The following is a 22,927-nucleotide window of genomic DNA, read 5'->3' on the forward strand; positions in this document are numbered from 1 at the left end:
AAAATGGAAATTATTAGATATACAGAAGAATGGAAAGAAAAGTGGGACAAATTTGTTCTTGAATCGAACAATGGAACAATGTTTCATCTACAAAGATTTCTTGATTATCACACACCAGGAAAATTTAAATTTGACCACTTAATATTTCTTGACAAAGGAAATATTGTTGCTGTATTGCCAGGCTCTATAATTGATGGAACATTTGAATCACCAGTAGGTGCAAGTTATGGTTCAATTGTTACTAAAGATATAACTTTTGCAAAAGCTATGGAAATTGTGTCAACACTTCTTGATTATGGAAGAAAAAATGGAATTAAAGAATTTGTATTAACTGCAGCACCTATGATTTATGAAAGGTATCCAAATCAAAGTCTCGATTTTGCAATGTTATGGCAGGGTTTCAAATACAAGATTCATTATATTTCAAGTGCAATAAAACTTGATAAGGATCGGGATATTCTGGAAAGATTTTCTCCTACAATTCGAAGAAATATTCGTAAAACATTCAGAGATTTCAAACTTCGTGTAGAAGTTAACGAACGATACGATGAATTCTATCCAATACTTCTAAAAAACAAAGCACGACATAATGTTAAACCAACTCATAGTTATGAAGATCTTTTACGACTAAAAGAACTACTTCCAGATAGATTAAAACTCTTTATGGTTTATTATAATGATATACCAATTGGTGGATCTTTAATGTTTTATCCAAATCAATATGTTGCATTATGTTTTTATAATATGTTATTGTATGAATATGCTGAATATAAACCAATTCAACGAGTAATGTATGAAGTTGTAAAAGATTCAACTGAACGAGGATTTCGTTATGTTGATATTGGAGTTTCTCAGGATACAAAAGCAGAAAATCCAATGACGCCAAGTATGAGCCTTATAGAATTCAAAGAAAAATTTGATGCTAAAACTATAATGCGTAATACTCTTTATATCAAATTATAATACTCAATGCAAAATAAAAATATTTGCATCGCATTTCTTGGGAATGCTTTTAACGATTCTCGAATAGTTAATCTCAAAAATTCATTAACAGAAGATGGTTGTAAAGTTTCTGTTATATCGTTCGATTGGTTTATTAAAAAACAAAATATCTTTACAGATGATATAAAAGTATTTAAGCTTCATAAAGGTAGAATCACTTTATTCTTTTATCTGCATTTTGCAACAATCTTAATCCGTGAACTAATCAAAACTAAAGCAGAGATCTACTTTGCTGAAGATTTTTATACCTTACCATTTGTTGTATTAATTGGAAAATTTAAAAGAGCAAAAGTTTATTACAATAGTCGAGAATTATATGCATACATTGGAGGTTTACGTAATAAACCAATTTTACAATCAATCATAAGAATAATTGAAAAATTTTTTATTAAGAAAGTAGATCTGGTTCTTACTACTGGAGAGATGGATTCAAAATTTCTTGAAGATTTTTACAAAATCAATAATACACTGGTAATAAGAAACATTCCCCTTTATCAACAACCCAAAGAGATATTTGACTTCAGAAAAAAATTTAATTTACCAGAAAATTCATTCTTACTTTTATATCAAGGAGTATTGCTTGAAGGACGAGGAATTCCAATTATAATAAATGCTCTCAAAGAATTAGATAATACATATCTAATCATTTTAGGAGAAGGTGAACAAAAAAATAAATTTATCAAATTAGCTAATGAAATAGGTGTAAGTGAAAAAGTAATATTCGCTGGAGTTTATGAACAAAATGAATTGATAAAATATACAGCTGGTGCAGATGTAGGTTTAGCATTAATTGAAAATATAAGTATAAGCTATTATCATGCTCTCCCAAATAAACTTTTTGAATACATTATGGCTGGCTTGCCTGTTATAGTAAGTAATTTACCACAAATGAAAAAAATTGTTGAAGATTATAATGTGGGAAAAGTTGTTGATATCGAGAAGGGAGAATCAATAGTCCCGATTATTAAACACTGGCAGAATAATCGAGATATAATTAATACATTAAAAAATAATTGCATAATTGCTGCTAAAGAACTCAACTGGCAAGAAGAATATAAAAGAATTAAAGATAAATTTTTAATATGAACAAACAAAAAAGAATCTTAATTGTTAGACCCGATCGAATAGGTGATGTTATTCTATCTACTCCCATACCCCGTGAACTAAAAAAATTTTATCCAGATAGTTTTATTGCTGTAATGCTTAGAAAATACACAAGTGATGTTTATCTTAATAATCCACATGTTGATAAAATAATTTTAATTGATGACTATGATGGTTCAGAAACTTTCTGGAGAAAAGTAGATGAAATTAGAAAATATAAATTCACTCATGCTTTAATGTTACTTCCCAATGAAAGAATAAATTATATGTTATTCTTTGCAGGCATTCCTTATAGAGTTGGTGTTGGTCACAAATTTTTTCAATTCATTACATTTACTCATTATGTTTCAAGAAATAAATATATACCATTACGACACGAAGCTGATTATTGCATGGACTTAGCAAGAAAGATTGGCATCGAAACCAAAAATCTTGAAACAGAAATATTCCTAACAGAAATTGAAAAGAAAAAAGTAGAAGAATTAAGAAAAAACTATCTGAGTGGGAAAAAATTCTTAATTGGGATACACACTACAAATGGGAACTCTGCTCCCAACTGGACTCCACAAAGCTATAAAGAATTAATCATGAAATTGTCACAAGACAATGATATTCAAATTGTTTTAACTGATAATAAACCACCTGTGGAGTTATTGAATATCGAATCTGTTTTATATCCTAACATTAATAAAACTTTGAGAGAGTCAATACTTAATTTTGCAACATTGGATTTATTATTTTCATCAAGTACAGGACCAATGCATATATGTGCAGCATTAAAAGTAAAAACTGTATCGATGTTTTGTCCACTTACTGCATGTTCTCCACAATTATGGGGACCACTTGGCAATGAAAATAAAATAATTTTACCAGATAAAAATTATTGCGATCTTCTTTGTCCTGGAAATCCAAAAATTTGTACATTCGAAGGAGAAGGTGGAATTAATATTGACTCAGCTTTTCAATCAATTATAGATATCATCAAAAAATAATTAAATATTCCAAAGAATAACTTTTCAATTAATGAAAAAGCTGTCTTAAAATTTTTAAGACAGCTTTTATTATATATTAGCATCCTTCCCTTTTTTTCTTAGGAACGTTTTTAAGATTACCAGCGGGAGGCTGCACTATCTTTGGTGCAGAAGGTGTTTGAACATTTTGAATTACATTAGTTGTTGTTCCACTAACAATTTGTGGTGTTCCACCAAAATGTAAACTTATTTGTTTTACTTTTTCAAAATTATTTTTCTCTTCTGCAGTTGCATTTTCTGAAAGTTTGGGATACAGAATTTTATCTTTCCATTCATTCAATCCACCTTTTAGAATATACACATTTTTATAATTTGCACTCTTTAAAATAAACCATGCCTGTGCAGAAGTGATATCGTCATCTCCAAACAAAAGAATTTTTTCATTTCTCATTAAATCCGAATCAAGAAGATTTTCAACTGGAATATTTACAGCACTTGGAATTGAATATTTATTAAATAATTTTTCGTTTCTTAAATCAACCAAAGTAAAATCTGATCTGCCTTCTATAATCCATTCAGCTAATTGTAAAACAGAAATTTTATCCTGATCTTTTATTGTTGATAATGCTAATTCTTTTGCATTAACTTTAATTGTATTTTTATTATTCGGATTTCCAATAAATAAAGCTATTATTCCTAAAAGGAGAGTAATTAATGCTAATCTTTTATTCAATGATAATTTTTCGACTGGACATTTCATTCTTTTTCTCTCCCCAATTTTTTAGTCATAACTTTCTCGCTCCATTCTGCTGCTGCAAAAGCACCTAAAGCCATCAGCACAACTAAAAAAACTATCATACCATGAGATAAACCAAGAAATTCTGGTAATGTAATTCTTCCCATTGGAGTAGAATTATAAAAACTTTCTATTAAAGGAAATATTTCACCAAAAACAAAAATTCCAAAAAACATTCCTGCTAAATACATCATACCATCATACCTGCCAGTAGAAGCAGAAACAACAGAAGTCCCTGGACAATATCCACCAATAACAAAACCAATTCCCAGTAATAATCCACCAATTATTTGAGGAAGAATATAAGTATCTGTTAAATAAATCAGAGATAAATCTAACCAGCCAATCCATGAAAAATAAAAAAGTCCAAGCATCGCAGTAATAATAGCTGTAAACATAACTTTAAGCACACGCATATTGTAAAAATAAAATTGAGCTGCAAGAATTCTTGCGTTTCCAAATCCACCACGTTCTAATGCAAAGCCAAAACCAATTCCAATTATAAAAGCTACAACTAAACTAAAATCGAAACTAAAGTAATCGAATTTATAATATGGCATCATAACCATTGCCTCCTGAAAAAGTATGCAGTTAAATATCCACCAGCAAAAACAGCAAACATAAACGCCCAGCTTCCAAGATTAAGTAATGCACCACCTGTTAGGGCTTGACCACTTGTACAGCCTCTTGCAAGCTTGGCACCAAATCCCATAATTGCTCCTCCTGTGAATGCATAAATAAGTCTCATACGATTAGAAATGTTAGGTCCTTTTTCAATTGTTCTTTTAATTCTATGTGCTAAAGTTCCAGACAAAAATCCACCCACAGCAACTCCGATAACTTCAAATACAAGCCAATCTTTCAATGGATTTGTAGTTCCATCAGTTAGATATTCCTTATAAAAATTATTTTTTGATGCATGTTCAGGAGCCACTTTTGAAACAGTGACTGCTACAACAGTAGATGCAGCACCAGAAGCTCCTAATCCACGACCCATGATAACAAAAGCTGCAAGCAGCACTAATCCCAACCCTACACCAACAAGATAAGGATTCGAATATGGTTCAGGTTGAAATACTTTTTCTTCTTTGACATTCTCTTTTGAAAATATACCTGATAACGAAGACATTTTATTCTCCATAATTATTAATTGAAATGAGCATTAAAGTAATGACTATACTGTCCAGCATAAACAATTATAAATCTGAGAATCAATCCACCAAGAATTACAAGAATTGGAGCAACTGGAGTATGTTTAATTTTATGATTTACAGCAAGTAATTGAATTATTAATGGGATAATAATTCCTGTACCAATAACAAAAGTCCAGAATTGAGGTGCATACTCTCCACTAATTAAAAGTTTTGCAGCTGATATATGAACAGCAGATGAAGTTGACAAACCAACAAGTAAAAGCATTATCACAAAAAGTTCTATTATCAAAAATCCATTATCAGCTTTTGCAAGTAATTCACGTTCAAAAACATTTTTTGCAATCATATGAACAAAAGCAGCAGCTGTAGATAAACCAGATACTAAAAATAATATTGATAAAATCGAACTATTCCATAATGGACGAGATCCCATCGTACTCAATAAAATTCCTGTATAAATTCCAAGAGATCCACCAAGCAACATATTTGCAATACCAATGTTTTGAATTAATCTTGGTCTTTCATTAATGAAAGTAGTAATTAAATTAATCTTCGGAAATTTTCTTACAATAAAATCAGGTGGTCCCATTAAGAAATTTGCAATTATAACAGGATAAACAAGAATTAAAATCCATGCACCCCAGGACATTGGAGATTTAATTCTGAAAGTAGTATACAATCTCCAGAAATAAAGTTTATGCTCTAAATCTAAAAACAACGAAAACATTCCAGCACTGAGCAGAATTAAACTTATTAATGGTAAAGTATAGCATGCACATGTAGTTTCTTTATATCTTTTACTGAATAAAAAGTAGCCCGAAATAATCATCATTCCTGCAACCATACCACCAAGAAACAAGTAAACTGGAATTTCCCATCCCCACACATGAGTGAAAGGATCAATTTGAGGATTATGTCGAGTTGTTGTTAATTCTTGCATTGCTACCTCAATAGTTTATATCAAATAAAAAATTCTTGGTGATGTTCCCGCTTCAGGCAATAAAGTATGATATTTTCGTGAAGCAAGTAATTGACTTACTTCACTATTTGGATCATCTAAATCACCAAAATACATACAATGAGTTGGGCATACTGAAACACATGCAGGTAACTCACCTTTTTCGACTCGATGAATGCAAAAAGTACATTTATCAGCATAGCCATCGGGATGAATAAATCTTGCATCGTATGGACATGCAGCAAGACAGGCTTTGCATCCAATACACATATTATGATCCACAAGAACAACTTTACCTACATCATGAACATGACTTGCACCTGTAGGACAGCAGGATACACATGGTGTATTATCACAATGATTGCATCTTTGTGACTGAATTTCCAGATGAACATCAGGAAATTTCCCTTCTGTTACATATACAATCCAATCACGATTATATCCTTCTGGAACATTATTTTCTGTTTTACAAGCTACAACACAATCCATACAACCAACACATTTTTTTGTATCGATAACCATTCCATAACGTGCCATAATTACACCTCAACTTCAAAAGTTACAAAATTAACATTCATACCAGTTCCTCCCATTAATGGATCTGTATTATATTTTGTTATTAACTGAGCATCGCTTGCCCCTTTTTGATAAGCTCTTTTCAACATTCTTGAATTATGACCAAATCCGTGTACCATATAAACACAATCAGGTCGAATTCTTTCTGTTGCTTTTACTTTCACTTTATTGCTTAGAATTCCATCTTGATTTTTCAAACGAATATATTGACCAGATTTTAATCCCCATCTTTGAGCAATATCAGAATTTATCCAGACTTCATTTTCTTCCATCATATCCATAAGAATTGGATTTGATTGTGTTCGAGAAAACGAATGAACCGGAGCTCTACCAAAAAGTAATCTATAATAACCAGCTGGTGGTTCTTCCGGTCTTCTATATTTTGGAACAGGATCGAATCCTGCTTGCAATAGTTGAAGCGAATAAAATTCTATCTTTCCAGATGGAGTTGCAAATTCTGGTTCTATCCCATCTTCAATATAAATAGGTTGTTTTGGACCGTTAATAATTCCTTCTTTTTTTAATTCTGCCAAACTTAAACCTGCTGCTTTAAGTCGATAATCAAAATATTCTTCTATATCATTCCATGGGAAATAATGTGATAGTCCAAGCTTGTCTGCTAATTTTTTTGCAATCCACCAATTTGGTTTTTGATCTGCAGGAGGTTCTACAACTGGTTGACGAATTCCAACAAAAGGTTCTTTAAATGCAGATGTATGAAGATCATCATGTCTTTCTAAATAGACAGATTCAGGAAGTACAACATCTGCCCAGCCTGCAATCTCACTTGGTATTACATCAATAACAACAAGAAGATCTAAATTTTGTATTGCTTTTATTGTTTCTTCTTCATTTGGTAATGCATGAATTAAATTAGTAGCATAAACAAACCATCCTTTGATAGAATACGGTTTACCAGTAATTGTAGCCTCTCTAATTCCAGTTGTAATTTCTTCTGATGCGAATGGATATTTTTTATCTGGATTATCCAATTTATCTTTTGTTGGAGTTGGATAAGGTGGATAAGGATAAGGTGGTAAAGAGTAACTAACTGGAAAATAAAATCCTCCTTTTCTTCCCCAATTTCCCATTAATGCATTCAGCAATGCAATTGCACGACTTCTTTGAGTATCATCTCCATACCAGGTTGCATGTCTTCCAGGATGAATTAAAGTTGCAGGTTTATACATTGCCATAGTTCTGGCTGTAGTACGAATTAAATCTGGTTTAATTCCTGTTTCAGGATAAGCCCATTCAGGAGTATATTGAGAAATTTCAGAGACGAATTGTTCAAAACCAAATCCATATTTTTTTACATAATCTTCATCATAAAGTTTTTCTGTAACAATCACATTCATCCATGCAAGTAAGAGTGCAATATCTGTCCCTGGTTTTATAGGTAGATAATATTTAGCTTTTGATGCTGCTACTGAAAATCTTGGATCAACTACAATTATAGTTGCATCATTTTGAACTGCAGTTGCAAATTCCTGAACCTGTGAATTATGCATGTTCTCACCAAGATGAGAACCAATCAATACAATACATTTTGAATTTTCGATATCTGTTCTCTCAGGTGAACCAATTGAATCTCCAAATGTTAATTCAAAACCTACATCTCTTGGTCCTCTACATTGAGCAAAAGAAGGAGCAGCAAAATTTATAGCACCAAATGCTTTGAGCATATGTTTAAGAAAATTACCTCCAATACCATGAGAAAAAGAAGCAATGGACTCTGCACCATAATTTTCTTTTATCTTTTTCATTTTATTTGCAATAAAATCGAGAGCTTCATCCCATGTTACTTCTTTCCAATGTTCCTGACCTCTACTTTTTGTTCTTATAAGTGGAGCTCTTAATCTATCTGGATCGAAATGAGCACCAATACCACCTGTACCACGAGGACATAATCTTCCTTTGCTGAGTGGATCTCTGGGATTCCCTTCTATTTTCCATAATTGACCATCTTTTACATAAGCTATAGCTCCACACTTCCAGAAGCATATATCACAGTAAGTAGGAATTTTTTGAATTCCTTTTGCTTTTTTATTATTAATTTCTTTTGCACCTTTTATTATGGGATTCAGTGCAGTTGATGCTGCTGCAGCTCCAACAGTGAAACCTGTGATCTTCAAGAATTTTCTTCTTGATATTGAATTCATTCTTACCTCGAAATAGACTTTATTAATTCTTTTATTTCACCACATTGATTGTACTTTTTATACACATCACAATTACGACAATCTCTTTTTTCACATATGTTTTTCCTATGTTCATAATTCCAGCAAGGCTCACTATGATTATTATAAGCTTTACAATTTTTTCTATCTTTTTGTGAACATTTTACAATTTCCCAGCAAGGTATTAATGAATACAAAGCTTTAATTCCATTAATACTTATCTTAAATTCATTAATTGCTTTGCGAATACATTCAAGTCTCTCAATATCAGATTTTGAGTAAAGTCTTTGATTGGATTCTTTTTTATATGGAATAATAAGTCCCTCCCTTTCATACATTCTTAAAGTATGAATGGAAATATTTAATAACTTAGCAGCAGTACTTATTGGAAATATTGGTTCGTCGTTTTCTAATGTATTTAACATTTATTATTCTTATTAAAGTTGATATTTATAAATATCAACTTTATTGCCATTTATTAATATCGTTTTTTGCTTAATTTATTAAAGTTGCCCCGAGATAATTTTCGTTTTTAAGAAAACAACTAATTTTTATTTAATTGTTGGGAAAAAGAAGATTGATGGTCTATTGAAATGGAGTGTTTTTTAATCTTAATCTGGTATTATACATTTATCTGAAAGCCTTTTTTTAATACTTTCATAATTAACTAATGCTTGCTTCATAACTTCAGAATTTTCTGCGTGACACATTAAACAAGCTCCTACTTCCAGAATCTTTTTTTGTTCTTCTAAAGTAAAAGGTCTCATGTTGTTACGAGTAGTATTATTCCCTTTTGGTTCTTGCAAAAATCCTATCCATGCATCCATTGGTAATCCATCATATTTCGACAATGGATATTCAGGAGTAAAAATCCAGTTCCCTTTTTTTATTATCTTATATTCTAATTTTCCCCTACCATATCCTAAGGCTGATGGATTTAGATGACATGATTTACAACTTCTTGATTCTCTTCTTATAGTATGCGAAAATGCAGGTGCATAGAGTCTCTTAAATATTATTTTATCTTTTATATTCGATTTATCTTTATCAATCGTTAAAATCATTCCAGGAACAAAGTTATCAATTACTTTTTTATCCTTATCAACTTTTACTCCCAGAGCTGGATAATCTGCAATAAAATTTTGTGCGTGTTCAATCCATTCACCTTTCATTTCTTCATTAGATAATAAATCAAATCGAAAACTATTTTTATTAAATTCTGTGTGACATCCAGTACATTGCGGAGACCATGAAGTATGACATGTATTACAACTTAAATTTTTATGAGCATTATCTTTAAAACAAACCGATAAAGGTTTTTTAATTTTTTCTATTTCCAGAGTTCTCTTTTTAATTAAATAAGCTTCATTATTTTCAAGAAAAGTATTTATTAATGGCTCACCCGATTTATGAACAATTAAATAATCTCTCTCATCCAGAGCAAGTTTTCTAATTTCAGCAATCTTTTTCGATTCATAATCAAATTGTCTTAATGATTTTGTTACTGGTTTATCTTTAATGTGACAATCAATACACTGTATTTTCACCTGTTGTTCTTTATGAGAATAAACATTTCCATCTCCCATAATTTCAGAAGAGATATGACAATCAATACACAACATGCCTTTTTTATAATGAATATCTGGAATTGTCTTTACGAAAATTCGTCCATCATCTAATTGTCTATAATTTTGATTTGTTGAATCAAAACTATTCAACTCAGTTTCATGCCAGCCTTCATAGTTTGTTGATATTCTGCCAGAGCGTGAATGACATCCGAAACAATAATTATTTGAATCAGGTAATTTTATATCAGGATGAAGCTTTGATAATTTATAGTCTTTATTAAATTTTGCAACTTTATAATTTTGTAATGAACTCTCTGCCTCTTTTGAATAATAAAGATGACAGGCATTACATCCTCCACCTCTTGAAAGTTGATTTATACTACCTAACTCATTTTTTTCATTTGATAGATGACATGATGCACATAAATTTCTAAGATGAGTATCAGCTGGTGAATATTTCAATTCCTGTATTTTAAATATTTCATCCAGAGAATTAATTTCATCAAATACAAACTTATCCACACTCACAACACCACTCATCGTGTTCATTAATGATTTATTAACTCTTTCAACAATTTGAGAATGACATTGACTTCTACCACATGTAATTTTAGCATCAGACAAATTCCCTGGTATTAAAATCATATTTGAATGAGCTTGATTTTTATTAAGCGTAAATGGATTTCCAAGATGACAGGAAACACAACCTATTGCTTCTGGATCATGTGAAGGTGATAATCCTTTTACATTTTCATGACAACTCAAGCATCCTTCGTATCTGCCTGAAATTAATTTTATATTATGATTTGATTGAGTAAACAAATTCTTAACATCAAATACAGTACTAAATGCGTTTTTATATGGATTGAATTGCCATGGATAACAGAATTCCCAATTTTCATTTCTAAGATAAAAGCCTATAACAGTCATTATTGTATAAAGTACAAATAACACAAACAAAAACTTTTTTACTCTCTTTGCTCTGGATTTTTTGAAATGCCATAATAAATACAAAAGTATTAGTATAACTAAAAGTATAAGTAAAAAAATTGATGGATAAATCAACCAATGTAATATCTCCTGAACACCAACTAAATACCATGGTCCTTTAACAATAGAGAAATACTTATCATGTAAATTTGGGGATAAAAGAGAAGACACAAAAAGTATTAAAGGCAAAGTGATATAAAAAGCCTTATTTGAAGGAGTTATAATTTTAGCATGCTCGATAATGAAAAAGAGTAATAATATTGTAGCAGTAGCAATGTGATGTAAATAAATCGTCTGAAAATTTTCTGATGTGCCCAGAAGAAAAAATGAAATTGATTCACCAATTAAAGGAATAGTATTAATCAACTCTGAAAATATATTTTGAGCAAAGATACTTTCTTCATCTCCTTTCAATATGAATCCGCTCAGCATCAAGAAGATCACGATTAAGATTGAGAGAATTAACCTGATCCACATTCCAGATGTTACATTTTTTTCAGTAGATAATCTTAAATGATCCCAAAAATGAAATAATGTAAAAACCAGAAAGAATTGTGCACTCCAGTAGTGAATGCTACGAATTAATTTTGCATTCTCATTAACTAATAAAAATTTTGATATTGATTCAAAAGGTTTTGAAACATCATAAGGTAAGGCAACAAAAATTCCAGATACAACACAAATTAAAAAGGAAGCATAAGCAATTTGACCAAATGAAACATTAAAAATTTTTATGTAATTGTTATCCTTATTCATAAACTACTAATTGTTGCTTTGATTTATCAAAATTAATTTTCAGTTCCACTAAATCTTTTCTCGCAGGTCCTTCAATTACTTTACCATCTTCATTAAATTTTGAACCATGACATTTACAAACAAATTTACCTGATTCAATGTTAGTAATTTTACATCCAAGATGAGTACATTTTGAAGAAAATACTTTTATAGTTTCATTTCTTTTAATAATTATGATATCATCATAAAAATTAACCCCATCATTTATAATTGAAGGTAAGATTCTACTTTTTTTACCAATCATATTTCTTTGTTTTTCAATAGAAAGGTATGTTATCAAGAAGATTGGGAGTAAAAGAATTTTATAAAAATATTTTAGGAATTTTTTTCTGGTTAATTTCACAATCAGAACAATTTTTCTTTTACATATTCGTAATCTTCGGGAGTATTCATATTGAAAAACAAATCGTGAAAATAAAATTTTTCTTTTTCTACATCTACAATTTCAGCTCCAGCTCTTTCAATAAAATTTCTCATGCTAAAATAGAATGGCTTTTTCTCTTCATATATCTTTTTAGCAACATAATTAGCACTCAAAATCTTTTCTGCAAGTGGTAATATTTCTTTAGAATAAATTCCAATTGAATGATGAACAACTCCTTCAGCCTTTGGAACAATTATAAACTCATCGGTTTTTACATTAAGCAGGTGATTAATTAAACTGGTTGTAATAAAAGGTGTATCGCAAGACATTATAAAAACTCTATCGGATTCAACCTGTGAAAGCGATGAATGAACACCAGACAAAGGTCCTAAGTTAGGATAGATATCTTTAATCTTATCTAAAGATAAAAACTCAAAATCTTCGGGATTATTTGTACTTATAACAATTTTATCAAATATAGATTTTATTCTTTCATAAATTATTTCAATCAATGTTTTGTCATCAAATTTGAGCAAAGCTTTCTTCGAGCCCATTCGCTCACTTTGTCCACCAGATAAAATTACACCTACAATTGAATACATATATTTTCATTAATTTTTCAAATACAACTTTAATTTAATTTTTTGAAATAGAAAAGGGTGCATTAGATGCACCCTTTTAATTCATGCAGTTGTTGCTTCGGCAGGTTTCTCTTTGCTCTTATAAATTAATGCTGTTATAATTCCAAGAATAACATATTGAATAAATCCATAAATAAACCACTGGAATGTTAAATAGTAAGGGAGTGGATAAACCATATATTGATAATATGCAGCTGGAAGACTCATAAACAGACCTATATAAATACCATATCTTAAGCCTTCAAGCCAACCTTTATTTTCGTAACCCTTAACAAATATGAATACAAAAAAGAACGACCAGATTAAATCTACTACTAATCCAATCCATATTTTTGCCTGAATTTCTGATTCTGGACGAAATACTTTTGAAATCTCTTCCTTTGCATATGTTGAGGCTAATATTACATTGTGAATTAATAAATTAGTGAGTTCAAGTACAATAAATACAACAACAAAAGCAATAATTAACTTTTTAACATTCATACATCCCTCCTATTTTATTTGTTTGTGATATTGCAGAAAGGATAGGATAATTTAAAGAACTATTTGACCAGGAATTTTTTAATTTCTTCTTTAGAATATTTTGATGATTCATCTATTTTGTTAATTAATTCATTAACATATCCTTTGATTATATAAAAGCTCCCAAGATCAAAGAAATTATTTAATAATGTTATATGTTCAATGGTTTTAAAAAAATCCATTTCTTCAAATAAGTCTTCTTTCCAGGCAACAAAGCTCCAGAATACTTTTTTTGTAGTAAGAGTGCATAATTTACTTCTGTAAGAGGAAATCCTTCTCTAAATCTTTCTGCACCTATTTGTTCAAAATATTTTTCAGCTTCTATGTTCGATGAACCAGCTTTCAACCAATCTATAAGATGTAAAAAAACTTTTTCTGCTCTCTTAATAACCTCATTTTTATCGAACTGTTTATATGTTTGCATATATTCAGATTGTTTAACTTGTTCATAGAAGGCATTGGACAGGGAGGAAATATTTTGCTCGAGGAAATGGATTATTTTTGAAAAATCCATTTTCCCTCCTTAATGTGCAGTAAAAGTTAAAGGAAATATTCTATTATTTCAATAAAAAAGTTTTATGCTTCACAGAAATTATTTATAAAAAATATATTTGAATCCAGTTTTAGTCGATGCTCTTAATTAAATTGATAGGTTTTTTCAATTCGATATTCAATTTGTTTGTTGTTTTTTGTAAGTGGTTGCCATCGAGATTTTAACACTGCATCAATTACTTCAGAAATTTTATCTTTCGATTTTATTGTATTGCTTATTACTTTATATTCTTTAACCATCCCTTTTTCATCTATCAAGAGTTCTAATTTTATTGTGCCTTTTGTTTTTGAATCAATAGATGGTAATATTTCTAATATTTGCTGAGGCATTATAATATCATTTTCAATATTTTCTGAATTATTAATAATCTGTTCATTATTGTATGTTAATTGATTTCCAGTTGTAATTTTATCTTCACTTACAATATCTGGTAAAAATTCAGGATCATCTACATTTAAATTTATCCCTGGCTCAATGGGTTTAGATTCAGATTTAGTTGAGATATTTGTTGGTGGTATTTCTATTAATTTTATTACTGGTTCTGAATATATCGGTATGCTTTTCTTTTTGATTAATTCTTTTGGTAAAATTAAAAAAGTAAGTATGACTACAATTAAACTAAGTGTGAGACTGATTTTTAAATTTCTCAAATAAAAATATTTGTCGTAATTAAATTTCATTTACTTAATAAAGTTTATGTAAAATTTAAAAACTCATTCCATATTTTATAAAGTCCATAAGTAGCTCGAACATCATCACCACAATAAATAGCAATATCTTTTATTCTTCCTGCTTTATATAATTCTTTTACTTCCATTCCTGTAACACCTTTAGATTTAGGAGATTCAATTCCAAATGCGTGGCAGTAGAAATCAAGATTAAATTTTCTTGTTGAGCCAAAAAATGTTAGTTGCTCAAGTAAGTCTATGTGTTTAGAAGAATCATATTTATTTTTTAGTAAGTTTATAGAAGGTTTTATCTTTAGTATTGCAGATCTTATCATAACAAAAGGTATATCAAAATTTTTTCCATTAAATGTAATAACCTTATCAACTTTTTTAACACATTCCCAAAAGTAATTTATCATTTCTTTTTCATTCATTGATTTATAAATAGTCTTTTTTTCTTCTGATCGCCATTCTTCTTTCTCTTCGCTTTCATATAATACAAGAGTATTTTCTGTTTCAGTATTCAACATTCCAATAACGATAATTTTTGCAGTATATGGATATAAACTTAAATATCTTATAGCATCTTCTATTTTTTCTTCTCTTTTAGAATCGTCCTTTTCACGCTCAGCATATCGCAGTATATATTCTTGTTGCGATTCTGTAAGTGTATCAAAATCAAATGACGCAGTTTCAATATCAAATACAAGATTCATAAAGACCTCATATAATCCAGTAAAAACTAATAATTTTTTACAATTATAAAAACAATAATATTATACCTCATAAAGCATATTAATTTTAAAAATAATTATCTTTCTTATATTAAATTTTCTGGATTTATTTTGAGTCAATCGAACAGAGCACTATTTATTGATTTATTAAAAGGTATTGCACTGCTCGTTATGATCGAGGTGCATGTTGTCAATTCATTTTTAGTTCCAGAGATTAAATCATATCGCTGGTTTGAATTATTGAATTATATTAATGGTCTTGTTGCTCCTGCATTTACTTTCACTTCAGGAATGGTCTTTGTTCTTTCACTTCAAAAGGGGTTAGATGAACTAAGAAAATTTGGTAAAAAATTCTGGAAGAAGCTTGGTCGACTTATATTAATATTTATTGCTGGTTATTTACTGCATGCATCCTATTTATCATTAAAAAAAATTTCTAATCCTTCTTATCCACACATGATCAAAGAATTATTACGTGTTGATATTCTCCAATGTATTGCTGTAGGTCTAATTATATTATTATTACTGAGGATAATAATAAAATCAGATAAGGTTTATTATGTAACACTGATATTAATCGATTTATTCATTCTTGCTTATTCACCAATTGCCTGGAAGATAGATTTTACAAAAATTTTCCCGTTAGGTATAGCAAATTATTTTAATCGTCAACATGGTTCACTTTTTCCAATTTTCCCATGGTTTGCATTTATTTTCACTGGAGCATTAACAGGTAAATATTATGTTGAAGCAAAAAATAAAATTGGAGAATTAAAGTTTGTTAATAATTTATCTGCGGCTGGCTTAATATTTTTTATTACTGGTATAATGTTTTTAAATTATTTATTCCCACAATCATTAGTTAATGTTAAACCAAATTTCTTTTTCTTTTTGCAGAGACTCGGAATTATTTTCATTTTACTTCGTTTATGCTGGCATTATTTAGAACAAGTTAAGGATAATCAAACATTCATACTTGAGGTAAGTAGAGAATCACTTCTTGTTTACTGGCTTCATTTAAAATTACTTTATATAAAAATCTTGGATGGAAAAAGTTTAATCGACTTATTCGAATCAAAACTTAACATTATTCAATGCTTAATAATAACATTATTACTGGCAATTTTGATGGTCTTAATAGCTAAAGGCTGGGGTTATTTGAAAGTGAGATATCCAGCAGTAATTTCAAAATTAGTTTTTATTACAGTTACATTTGCAGTAATTATATTTTTTACTTTTTAGAAAAATGTAATATTACATAAAACAATTTCATATTATTAATGTTACTTATAAAGAACAATAAAAGAAAGTATACTGTTACAATAAAATGAACGATTAAAAAATAATTTCAAATAAATTATTCATTAAGAATTCTTTCTATTATTTTCGATGCCTGTTCAATATCTTCCATTGTTACATCCATATGAGTAACTGCTCTTAACATACCAACTTTTCCTGTGCCCAATAATAAACTATGTTCCTTTGCTTTCAATAGAAAATTATCAACACTCATATTTTTCAAAGAAAATATTACGATATTAGTTTCTACGAGTTCTAAATCGATATTAACATTTTTAATCTGTGATAAATTATATGCAAGTTGTTTTGCTTTTTGATGATCTTCTTTCAGTCTTTGAATATTATTTTTTAGAGCATATAAACCTGCTGCAGCAATTATACCAACTTGACGCATTCCCCCACCCCATGCCTTTCGAACACGAAAAGCTTCTTTAATAAATTCTTTAGAGCCAGCTATAATTGAACCGATAGGTGCACCTAAACCTTTTGATAAGCAACAAGAAACAGTATCGAAATAAGAAGAATATTCAGCAGGACTTATTCCTGTTTCGACCGAAGCATTCCAAATTCTTGCACCATCCAGATGCATGTATAAATTATATTTTTTGGCAAGCTCTGAAATGGATTTTATATTTTCAATTGGATTAATCGTTCCACCTGCTCTGTTGTGAGTATTTTCAATCTCAATTACTTTTGTTCTTGCCATATAATATGCACTTGTCGGTCTAATAAGAGGTTCAACTTGTTCAGCTGTAAATATTCCTTTTTTATTTCCTTCGATTAAGCTTAATTGAATTCCACTTAATGCAGCTGGAGAACCAGATTCGTACTGAAATATGTGAGCATCTTTTTCGCAAATTACTTCGTCGCCTGGTTGTGTTAAAACATTCAAACAAATTTGATTTCCCATTACACCACTTGGAACAAAAAGAGCAGCTTCTTTTCCCAATAACTCTGCTGCATATCTTTCCAGTTCATTTGCAGTTGGATCTTCTTTATAAACATCATCTCCCACTTCTGCATCATACATTGCTTTTCTCATTGCTTCAGAAGGTTTTGTAACTGTATCGCTTCGTAAATCAATAAATTTTTTCATTTTGTTTTATTCCTGATTATTTTTTTGAAACAAAATAACATAATATTAATAATTGATATTGAAGAAGAGAATATTGGTATTATCAATGGATATTGTGTAAAAAAAGTTTTCTCTTTTCTTAATTCTGCAAAACCTATTAAAACATCTTTTGTATAAAGTTTTGTTTCTGAAATTGTTCTACCTAATGGATCAATAATACAGCTTATTCCACCATTAGCTGCTCTAATAACAGTTCTTCTGTTTTCAATCGCTCTTAAAGCTGCAAATTCTTTATGTTGAAAAGGTCCACTTGAATATCCATACCAGCTATCATTTGTTACAACAACTAAAAGTTCAGCTCCCTTTTTTACAAAGTTTGCAACAAAATCTGAATAGATGGATTCAAAGCACACTACACCAGCTATTTTAGAATTCAGTAAATTAAAAATGGTTTGTTCTTTCCCTACATTCCAGCTCGAAATTCCTACCTGCCATTTTATTAAATCACCTAAAAATGGTAAGTATTCAACAAATGGAACTTTTTCACCAAATGGGACTAATTTCATTTTGCCATATTTTTGAACATTACTTGAAAATGGTGAAAAAAGTAAAATTGAATTATATGAAGTATAAGCTACATCTCCGCTTCTTGTTCTTTTAGCATCTTTAGGAGCTTTCGATAAATCAAAATAGAAATTTATATCTGGCATTCCAGTCATTAAAAAAACATTATTTGAATCTATGAATTGATGAATTCTTTCAACTTCATGTGGATAATTACCCGATAGTAAATAAACTGGCAATGCAGATTCAGGCCATACAATTAATTTAGCTCCTTTATTAACTGCATTTTGAGAAAGTCTTAAATATAAATTTAATTGCTCTTCTAAATTTCCTTCTTCCCATTTATTCCATGGATTTAAATTCGGTTGAATTAGACCAACTTTAATTCTCTTTGAAGAATAAGTATAAGAAAAAGTTTTATACATTCCATAAACAATAGGTATTAAAAAAAGTAAAAAAGCTATAAATGCAAATCTTAAACTTCTCTTTTTTTCTGTAGAAAAATTTTTTATAAACAAATAAAGAAAAATATTGATATAAAATATCAGCAAAGAAATTCCATATGCTCCAATTATATCTGCAATCTGAATGTACCAGTTAAAATATGATAATGAATTTGCAAGTGTAAGCCAAGGAAAGCGTAACTCAGTTAAGCTATAAGCATATTCGAACGAAACCCAGAAAAATGGAAAAATAAATAAAGCAACTTTTTCATTAAATGCTTTTTTAGAAAAATAATATAAAGTTGATGGTATGATAAACAGAGCTGGATTTACAAAAATTAATAACACACCTGAAATCATTAAAAAAGGATCTGCTTCTTTTGTCCAGCTTCCTACCCAATAAAGAGTAATTAAAGAAAAGATAAAAATTGTGAAATATGTAAATCTATTAATTGAACTGAGTTCTTCTTTCTTTTCAATTACATATAAATATGGGATTAAGGCAAAAAAAATTAAAACTGGTAAAGGAATTGGTGGAAATGAAATTCCAAGCAAAACACCACTAATAACACCCAGTAATAGTTCTTTTTTTTTAGCTCTCTTTTGTTCTGGAGTTAATGGAAGAAATAATTTAGTTATTCTCATCCCTTCTTTTTCCTTTTAAAAAAATATCTAATCACAAAATAAGCTACTACAGCAAGAGTAATTAATAATGCTATATCTGAGTAAGTAGTCAAGTATTTATCAATTAGATCGATGTTATTACCCAAAAATATTCCAAGTATAATTAATAATGTATTCCATAAAAAAGAACTTACAATTGCATAGATAAAAGTTCTTAATTTTTTTAATCTATGAAATCCAGAAAAGAAGCTAATTACAGCTCTTGTACCTGGTAAGAAACGATTTATTAAAATCAGATTATAACCATATTTATGAAACCACAAATCTGCTTTTTCAAGATATTCAGCTTTAATAAATTTGATTTTACCAGTTCGAATTAATTTATCGCCCAAATTTTTACCAATAAAATACATCACAATAAATCCAAGTCCACTTCCAACACTTGTAATTAAAAGAATTGGTAAAAAACTTAAAGTAGAATTAGCAACTAAAGTTGCCCCCAGCACAACAACAAAATCACTCGGTAAAGGTGGAACAATATTTTCAATAAAGCCAAAAAAGAAGAGAGCTAAATAAATTAAAGATGGGTCAAGAGTGCTTATGTAAGAGATTATATCTTCGAGCATTAAATTTCTTTTTTCGTGAGTAAAACTACAGCAAAAGCAGCTGCCCCTTCTTCTCGACCAACGAAACCAAGTTTCTCTGAAGTTGTTGCTTTTATTGATATTTGACTTTCTTCAGCCTTCAATACAGAAGCAATTTCTTTTATCATTAATTTTATAAAGGGTGCAACTTTAGGTTTTTCAATTACAAGTGTAGCATCTAAATTCCCAAGGATGTAACCATTTTTTTGTATTAAATCATAAGTTCTTTCAAGTAAAATTTTGCTATCAATATTTCTATACTCTTCGCTTGAATTTGGAAAATGTTTACCAATATCTCCAAGTGCAAGAGCACCAAGCATTGCATCACATATTGCATGAAGTAAAACATCTGCATCAGAATGACCTTCTAAGCCTGTTTCATAAGGAATAACAATGCCACCCAGTACGAGAATTCGATCTCGTGAAAACGGGTGAACATCATAACCAAAACCAATTCTAAATTGTTGATTCAATATCGTATCTCAAAAGTTTTAAATTCGTTTTTTGCTTCGCTCCATTTAATCGAAGCGTTTTTAACATCTGCAGATATAGGTCCTACTTTAATTCTATTATATAATTCTTCAATTAAATGAGGCTCTCCTTCAACAACTGTATAAACTTCTCCTGTATAAAGATTTTTAGTATAACCCTTAAGTCCAAGATTTTGTGCATGTCGATAAATAAAATATCTAAAACCAACACCCTGAACAAGTCCATTTACAATTATTTCTGCTCTCTTAATGTTTTCCATTCTTGTTATTGAAAAAGTTTAAATAGACAGAATCAAAAATTTCAGAAACAATCAATCCAGAAAAAATTAAAGCACTACCTAACAAAACAAAATTACTGAATTTTTCCTTCAGTAAAAAGAATGCAAATAATGCTGCAAATACAGGTTCAAATGAATATATAATACCTGCTTTTGTTGGACTAACCACTTTTTGAAATTTCGTTTGTAAACCAAAATTAACACACGTAGCAAGTAAAGAAGTATAAAGAATTCCAGTCCACAAATTTGGAGTTAATTTTATTGTTAACAATTCAAGAGAAGAAAAATGAAAAAAGATAGACATCATTAAAGCAAAAAATGATACTGTAATTAGTTGACTAAAAAATAAAATCCAGAAATCATGCTTCGGCGAAATTATATCCATGTAAACAACATGAAGTGCAAAGAACAGAGCACAAATTAAAGTAAGAGCATCTCCAATATTAAATGAATTTCCAAATTCTGATATAAAATTGTTTATAGAACTCCCGCTACTTGATAAGAATAATATTCCAGTAAAAACCAATATAGTTCCAATCATTGCACCTTTTGTTGGAATTTTTTTTTCAATTATTAATTGCAAGAAAGGAACCATAACTACAAGAGAACCTGTAATGAATCCAGACTTTGTAGCAGTTGTATATTTAAGACCAATTGTTTGAAATAGAAAACCTAAAAAAAGAAAGAGACCAAGAAATATTCCTCCCATAAAAGCATTCTTATTAATCTCTCTCTTTTTGATTAACAATATTAGAAAAACAATCAATGAAGCAATACTAAAGCGGATAGTAATAAAAAGCATTGTTGAAATATCACTTAGAGATTCTTTCACAATTACAAAAGTACCTCCCCAGATAACAGTCATTAATAAAAGTGCACCTTCTCCTAAAAAGTGTATGGATTTTTTTCTGCTTGAATCATTCATTTTGTTTTTATGATTTTAATTGATGATATAACCACAATTATTCTTCTGGTGGGACATATCCAAAAGCTTTAAGAAGATTAGGTTTCGAACGCCACTTTTCTCTAACTTTAACAAATAATTCCAGATAAACTTCTCTTTGCAAAAATCTCTCAATCGATTCACGTGATAGTTTTCCCAATTTCTTTATTAATTCACCATCTTTACCAATTATAATTGGTTTTTGAGAATCTTTTTCAACAATAATTACTGCTCGAATATAATCTTTCCCTTTACTTCTTTCTTTAAATTCTTCTACAACAACTTCAGTACTATAAGGAACTTCTTCATGATACATTTCAAATATTTTTTCACGAATTATTTCTGATACAAAAAATCTTTCATTTTCATCACTTAATTGATCATCTGGATAATACTTGGGATGTTCAGGTAAATATTCCACTATAGTATCAATAACATTTTGAAGATTATAACCTTCTGTAGCAGAAATCGGAATGATTTTTTCAAAGAATTTTTTTTCGCTCAATGAATTAATTAAATTCTCTACGACTTGTTGACTAACTAAATCCACTTTATTTATTAAAAGAATTTTCTTGATTTTTTTGTCTTTAAGAATTTCAAAAACTTTTTCGTCCGATAAAGTTTTTTCACCAGTTGGGTCATTATGCACATCGATCATAAACAAAATCAAATCTGCATCTTTTGCTGCCGAAACTACATATTCAAGCATTCTTTCCTGTAACAAATATTCTGGATTTAATATACCAGGTGTATCCTGAAAAATTATCTGATAATTTTCTGTTGAAAGTATTCCAATAATTTTTTTTCTTGTTGTTTGTGGCTTACTTGTTGTAATTGATAATTTTTCTCCAATAAGTGCATTCATTAATGTAGATTTACCTACATTTGGCTTACCAATTATTGAAACAAATCCAGCTTTAACAGCCATAAATTTTTCTCCTAATTTATGGTTCAAATATAATATCAATAATTAGAACTTATTCTACAAAA

At 29.4% G+C, this 22,927-nt stretch carries 25 protein-coding genes; 4 read left to right on the forward strand and 21 right to left on the reverse strand.

Features of this window, described 5'->3' with window-relative positions:
- Positions 1–3 precede the first annotated feature (3 nt).
- From VJY38_RS03115 to VJY38_RS03125, 3 genes are read left to right on the forward strand one after another with little or no spacing between them, the layout of a single operon-like run.
- On the forward strand, positions 4–963 hold the full coding sequence (locus VJY38_RS03115) for a GNAT family N-acetyltransferase (RefSeq protein WP_353679210.1): 960 nt from the start codon (positions 4–6) through the stop codon (positions 961–963).
- Positions 964–969: 6 nt separating this feature from the next.
- On the forward strand, positions 970–2,088 hold the full coding sequence (locus tag VJY38_RS03120; RefSeq protein WP_353679211.1) for a glycosyltransferase: 1,119 nt from the start codon (positions 970–972) through the stop codon (positions 2,086–2,088).
- Positions 2,085–3,098 (forward strand): glycosyltransferase family 9 protein, encoded by a 1,014-nt coding sequence (locus VJY38_RS03125; RefSeq protein WP_353679212.1) that lies wholly within the window; start codon positions 2,085–2,087, stop codon positions 3,096–3,098. Before VJY38_RS03120 ends, VJY38_RS03125 begins: the two co-directional genes overlap by 4 nt.
- Positions 3,099–3,174: 76 nt before the next feature.
- On the opposite strand, the gene VJY38_RS03130 is transcribed toward VJY38_RS03125, so the two are convergent.
- The 14 genes from VJY38_RS03130 to VJY38_RS03195 all read right to left on the reverse strand — a co-directional run bounded on the left by VJY38_RS03130 (position 3,175) and on the right by VJY38_RS03195 (position 15,558).
- Positions 3,175–3,837 (reverse strand): rhodanese-like domain-containing protein, encoded by a 663-nt coding sequence (locus VJY38_RS03130; RefSeq protein ID WP_353679213.1) that lies wholly within the window; start codon positions 3,835–3,837, stop codon positions 3,175–3,177.
- Positions 3,834–4,436: a YeeE/YedE thiosulfate transporter family protein gene (locus VJY38_RS03135; protein WP_353679214.1), complete on the reverse strand. Its 603-nt coding sequence runs from the start codon at positions 4,434–4,436 to the stop codon at positions 3,834–3,836. Before VJY38_RS03135 ends, VJY38_RS03130 begins: the two co-directional genes overlap by 4 nt.
- Complete coding sequence (locus VJY38_RS03140; protein WP_353679215.1) at positions 4,433–5,002, reverse strand: YeeE/YedE thiosulfate transporter family protein; 570 nt, start codon at positions 5,000–5,002, stop codon at positions 4,433–4,435. The genes VJY38_RS03135 and VJY38_RS03140 overlap by 4 nt, the downstream gene beginning before the upstream one ends.
- A 17-nt stretch (positions 5,003–5,019) precedes the next feature.
- Positions 5,020–5,967 (reverse strand): NrfD/PsrC family molybdoenzyme membrane anchor subunit, encoded by a 948-nt coding sequence (gene nrfD, locus VJY38_RS03145; RefSeq protein WP_353679216.1) that lies wholly within the window; start codon positions 5,965–5,967, stop codon positions 5,020–5,022.
- A 15-nt stretch (positions 5,968–5,982) separates the two neighbouring features.
- Positions 5,983–6,522 carry a 4Fe-4S dicluster domain-containing protein gene (locus tag VJY38_RS03150; RefSeq protein WP_353679217.1) on the reverse strand — a complete coding sequence of 180 codons (540 nt, stop codon included), beginning with the start codon at positions 6,520–6,522 and terminating at the stop codon, positions 5,983–5,985.
- A gap of 2 nt (positions 6,523–6,524) precedes the next feature.
- The gene (locus tag VJY38_RS03155; protein ID WP_353679218.1) at positions 6,525–8,723 is read right to left on the reverse strand and encodes a molybdopterin-containing oxidoreductase family protein; all 2,199 of its coding nucleotides are present in this window, start codon (positions 8,721–8,723) and stop codon (positions 6,525–6,527) included.
- Between the two features lie 2 nt (positions 8,724–8,725).
- Positions 8,726–9,166, reverse strand: coding sequence for a MerR family transcriptional regulator (locus tag VJY38_RS03160; protein ID WP_353679219.1), 441 nt, complete (start codon positions 9,164–9,166; stop codon positions 8,726–8,728).
- Between the two features lie 186 nt (positions 9,167–9,352).
- Positions 9,353–12,055 (reverse strand): hypothetical protein, encoded by a 2,703-nt coding sequence (locus tag VJY38_RS03165; protein ID WP_353679220.1) that lies wholly within the window; start codon positions 12,053–12,055, stop codon positions 9,353–9,355.
- The gene (locus VJY38_RS03170; RefSeq protein ID WP_353679221.1) at positions 12,048–12,338 is read right to left on the reverse strand and encodes a QcrA and Rieske domain-containing protein; all 291 of its coding nucleotides are present in this window, start codon (positions 12,336–12,338) and stop codon (positions 12,048–12,050) included. The genes VJY38_RS03165 and VJY38_RS03170 overlap by 8 nt, the downstream gene beginning before the upstream one ends.
- 101 nt (positions 12,339–12,439) lie before the next feature.
- Complete coding sequence (gene mobA, locus VJY38_RS03175; protein WP_353679222.1) at positions 12,440–13,060, reverse strand: molybdenum cofactor guanylyltransferase; 621 nt, start codon at positions 13,058–13,060, stop codon at positions 12,440–12,442.
- An 81-nt stretch (positions 13,061–13,141) separates the two neighbouring features.
- Positions 13,142–13,582 carry a hypothetical protein gene (locus VJY38_RS03180; protein ID WP_353679223.1) on the reverse strand — a complete coding sequence of 147 codons (441 nt, stop codon included), beginning with the start codon at positions 13,580–13,582 and terminating at the stop codon, positions 13,142–13,144.
- A gap of 190 nt (positions 13,583–13,772) precedes the next feature.
- Positions 13,773–14,135: a hypothetical protein gene (locus VJY38_RS03185; RefSeq protein WP_353679224.1), complete on the reverse strand. Its 363-nt coding sequence runs from the start codon at positions 14,133–14,135 to the stop codon at positions 13,773–13,775.
- 122 nt (positions 14,136–14,257) lie between these two features.
- The gene (locus VJY38_RS03190; protein WP_353679225.1) at positions 14,258–14,854 is read right to left on the reverse strand and encodes an energy transducer TonB; all 597 of its coding nucleotides are present in this window, start codon (positions 14,852–14,854) and stop codon (positions 14,258–14,260) included.
- A gap of 14 nt (positions 14,855–14,868) precedes the next feature.
- Positions 14,869–15,558: a ribonuclease H-like domain-containing protein gene (locus VJY38_RS03195; protein WP_353679226.1), complete on the reverse strand. Its 690-nt coding sequence runs from the start codon at positions 15,556–15,558 to the stop codon at positions 14,869–14,871.
- A gap of 129 nt (positions 15,559–15,687) precedes the next feature.
- On the opposite strand from VJY38_RS03195, the gene VJY38_RS03200 reads away from it, so the two are divergent.
- Complete coding sequence (locus VJY38_RS03200) at positions 15,688–16,818, forward strand: heparan-alpha-glucosaminide N-acetyltransferase domain-containing protein (protein WP_353679227.1); 1,131 nt, start codon at positions 15,688–15,690, stop codon at positions 16,816–16,818.
- A gap of 115 nt (positions 16,819–16,933) precedes the next feature.
- Here the strand turns inward: VJY38_RS03200 and ltaE are convergent, their stop codons facing one another.
- From ltaE to era, 7 genes are read right to left on the reverse strand one after another with little or no spacing between them, the layout of a single operon-like run.
- Entirely contained in the window at positions 16,934–17,971 is a 1,038-nt protein-coding gene (ltaE, locus tag VJY38_RS03205) for a low-specificity L-threonine aldolase (protein WP_353679228.1), read from the reverse strand.
- On the reverse strand, positions 17,968–19,602 hold the full coding sequence (lnt, locus tag VJY38_RS03210; protein ID WP_353679229.1) for an apolipoprotein N-acyltransferase: 1,635 nt from the start codon (positions 19,600–19,602) through the stop codon (positions 17,968–17,970). Before lnt ends, ltaE begins: the two co-directional genes overlap by 4 nt.
- Complete coding sequence (locus VJY38_RS03215; protein WP_353679230.1) at positions 19,599–20,207, reverse strand: DedA family protein; 609 nt, start codon at positions 20,205–20,207, stop codon at positions 19,599–19,601. Before VJY38_RS03215 ends, lnt begins: the two co-directional genes overlap by 4 nt.
- Positions 20,207–20,698, reverse strand: coding sequence for a 2-C-methyl-D-erythritol 2,4-cyclodiphosphate synthase (gene ispF, locus VJY38_RS03220; RefSeq protein WP_353679231.1), 492 nt, complete (start codon positions 20,696–20,698; stop codon positions 20,207–20,209). The genes VJY38_RS03215 and ispF overlap by 1 nt, the downstream gene beginning before the upstream one ends.
- Positions 20,695–20,976 (reverse strand): acylphosphatase, encoded by a 282-nt coding sequence (locus tag VJY38_RS03225; protein WP_353679232.1) that lies wholly within the window; start codon positions 20,974–20,976, stop codon positions 20,695–20,697. The genes ispF and VJY38_RS03225 overlap by 4 nt, the downstream gene beginning before the upstream one ends.
- Positions 20,963–21,919 (reverse strand): DMT family transporter, encoded by a 957-nt coding sequence (locus VJY38_RS03230; protein WP_353679233.1) that lies wholly within the window; start codon positions 21,917–21,919, stop codon positions 20,963–20,965. The genes VJY38_RS03225 and VJY38_RS03230 overlap by 14 nt, the downstream gene beginning before the upstream one ends.
- A 37-nt stretch (positions 21,920–21,956) precedes the next feature.
- On the reverse strand, positions 21,957–22,865 hold the full coding sequence (gene era, locus VJY38_RS03235; RefSeq protein ID WP_353679234.1) for a GTPase Era: 909 nt from the start codon (positions 22,863–22,865) through the stop codon (positions 21,957–21,959).
- Between the last annotated feature and the right edge of the window lie 62 nt (positions 22,866–22,927).

It is taken from the genome of Rosettibacter firmus, assembly GCF_036860695.1.
GTDB classification, from domain to species: domain Bacteria; phylum Bacteroidota; class Ignavibacteria; order Ignavibacteriales; family Melioribacteraceae; genus Rosettibacter; species Rosettibacter firmus.

What these genes read in the sequence shown, in the direction of transcription:
- VJY38_RS03120 (WP_353679211.1), top strand. Translation starts at nt 970, where the DNA reads ATGCAAAATAAAAATATTTGCATCGCATTTCTTGGGAATGCTTTTAAC.
- VJY38_RS03230 (WP_353679233.1), bottom strand. Translation starts at nt 21,919, where the DNA reads ATGAATGATTCAAGCAGAAAAAAATCCATACACTTTTTAGGAGAAGGT.
- VJY38_RS03125 (WP_353679212.1), top strand. Translation starts at nt 2,085, where the DNA reads ATGAACAAACAAAAAAGAATCTTAATTGTTAGACCCGATCGAATAGGT.
- VJY38_RS03170 (WP_353679221.1), bottom strand. Translation starts at nt 12,338, where the DNA reads ATGATTGGTAAAAAAAGTAGAATCTTACCTTCAATTATAAATGATGGG.
- mobA (WP_353679222.1), bottom strand. Translation starts at nt 13,060, where the DNA reads ATGTATTCAATTGTAGGTGTAATTTTATCTGGTGGACAAAGTGAGCGA.
- VJY38_RS03190 (WP_353679225.1), bottom strand. Translation starts at nt 14,854, where the DNA reads ATGAAATTTAATTACGACAAATATTTTTATTTGAGAAATTTAAAAATC.
- VJY38_RS03155 (WP_353679218.1), bottom strand. Translation starts at nt 8,723, where the DNA reads ATGAATTCAATATCAAGAAGAAAATTCTTGAAGATCACAGGTTTCACT.
- VJY38_RS03150 (WP_353679217.1), bottom strand. Translation starts at nt 6,522, where the DNA reads ATGGCACGTTATGGAATGGTTATCGATACAAAAAAATGTGTTGGTTGT.
- VJY38_RS03115 (WP_353679210.1), top strand. Translation starts at nt 4, where the DNA reads ATGGAAATTATTAGATATACAGAAGAATGGAAAGAAAAGTGGGACAAA.
- VJY38_RS03160 (WP_353679219.1), bottom strand. Translation starts at nt 9,166, where the DNA reads ATGTTAAATACATTAGAAAACGACGAACCAATATTTCCAATAAGTACT.
- era (WP_353679234.1), bottom strand. Translation starts at nt 22,865, where the DNA reads ATGGCTGTTAAAGCTGGATTTGTTTCAATAATTGGTAAGCCAAATGTA.
- VJY38_RS03195 (WP_353679226.1), bottom strand. Translation starts at nt 15,558, where the DNA reads ATGAATCTTGTATTTGATATTGAAACTGCGTCATTTGATTTTGATACA.
- VJY38_RS03140 (WP_353679215.1), bottom strand. Translation starts at nt 5,002, where the DNA reads ATGTCTTCGTTATCAGGTATATTTTCAAAAGAGAATGTCAAAGAAGAA.
- VJY38_RS03215 (WP_353679230.1), bottom strand. Translation starts at nt 20,207, where the DNA reads ATGCTCGAAGATATAATCTCTTACATAAGCACTCTTGACCCATCTTTA.
- VJY38_RS03135 (WP_353679214.1), bottom strand. Translation starts at nt 4,436, where the DNA reads ATGATGCCATATTATAAATTCGATTACTTTAGTTTCGATTTTAGTTTA.
- nrfD (WP_353679216.1), bottom strand. Translation starts at nt 5,967, where the DNA reads ATGCAAGAATTAACAACAACTCGACATAATCCTCAAATTGATCCTTTC.
- VJY38_RS03180 (WP_353679223.1), bottom strand. Translation starts at nt 13,582, where the DNA reads ATGAATGTTAAAAAGTTAATTATTGCTTTTGTTGTTGTATTTATTGTA.
- lnt (WP_353679229.1), bottom strand. Translation starts at nt 19,602, where the DNA reads ATGAGAATAACTAAATTATTTCTTCCATTAACTCCAGAACAAAAGAGA.
- VJY38_RS03165 (WP_353679220.1), bottom strand. Translation starts at nt 12,055, where the DNA reads ATGAATAAGGATAACAATTACATAAAAATTTTTAATGTTTCATTTGGT.
- ltaE (WP_353679228.1), bottom strand. Translation starts at nt 17,971, where the DNA reads ATGAAAAAATTTATTGATTTACGAAGCGATACAGTTACAAAACCTTCT.
- VJY38_RS03225 (WP_353679232.1), bottom strand. Translation starts at nt 20,976, where the DNA reads ATGGAAAACATTAAGAGAGCAGAAATAATTGTAAATGGACTTGTTCAG.
- VJY38_RS03185 (WP_353679224.1), bottom strand. Translation starts at nt 14,135, where the DNA reads ATGGATTTTTCAAAAATAATCCATTTCCTCGAGCAAAATATTTCCTCC.
- VJY38_RS03130 (WP_353679213.1), bottom strand. Translation starts at nt 3,837, where the DNA reads ATGAAATGTCCAGTCGAAAAATTATCATTGAATAAAAGATTAGCATTA.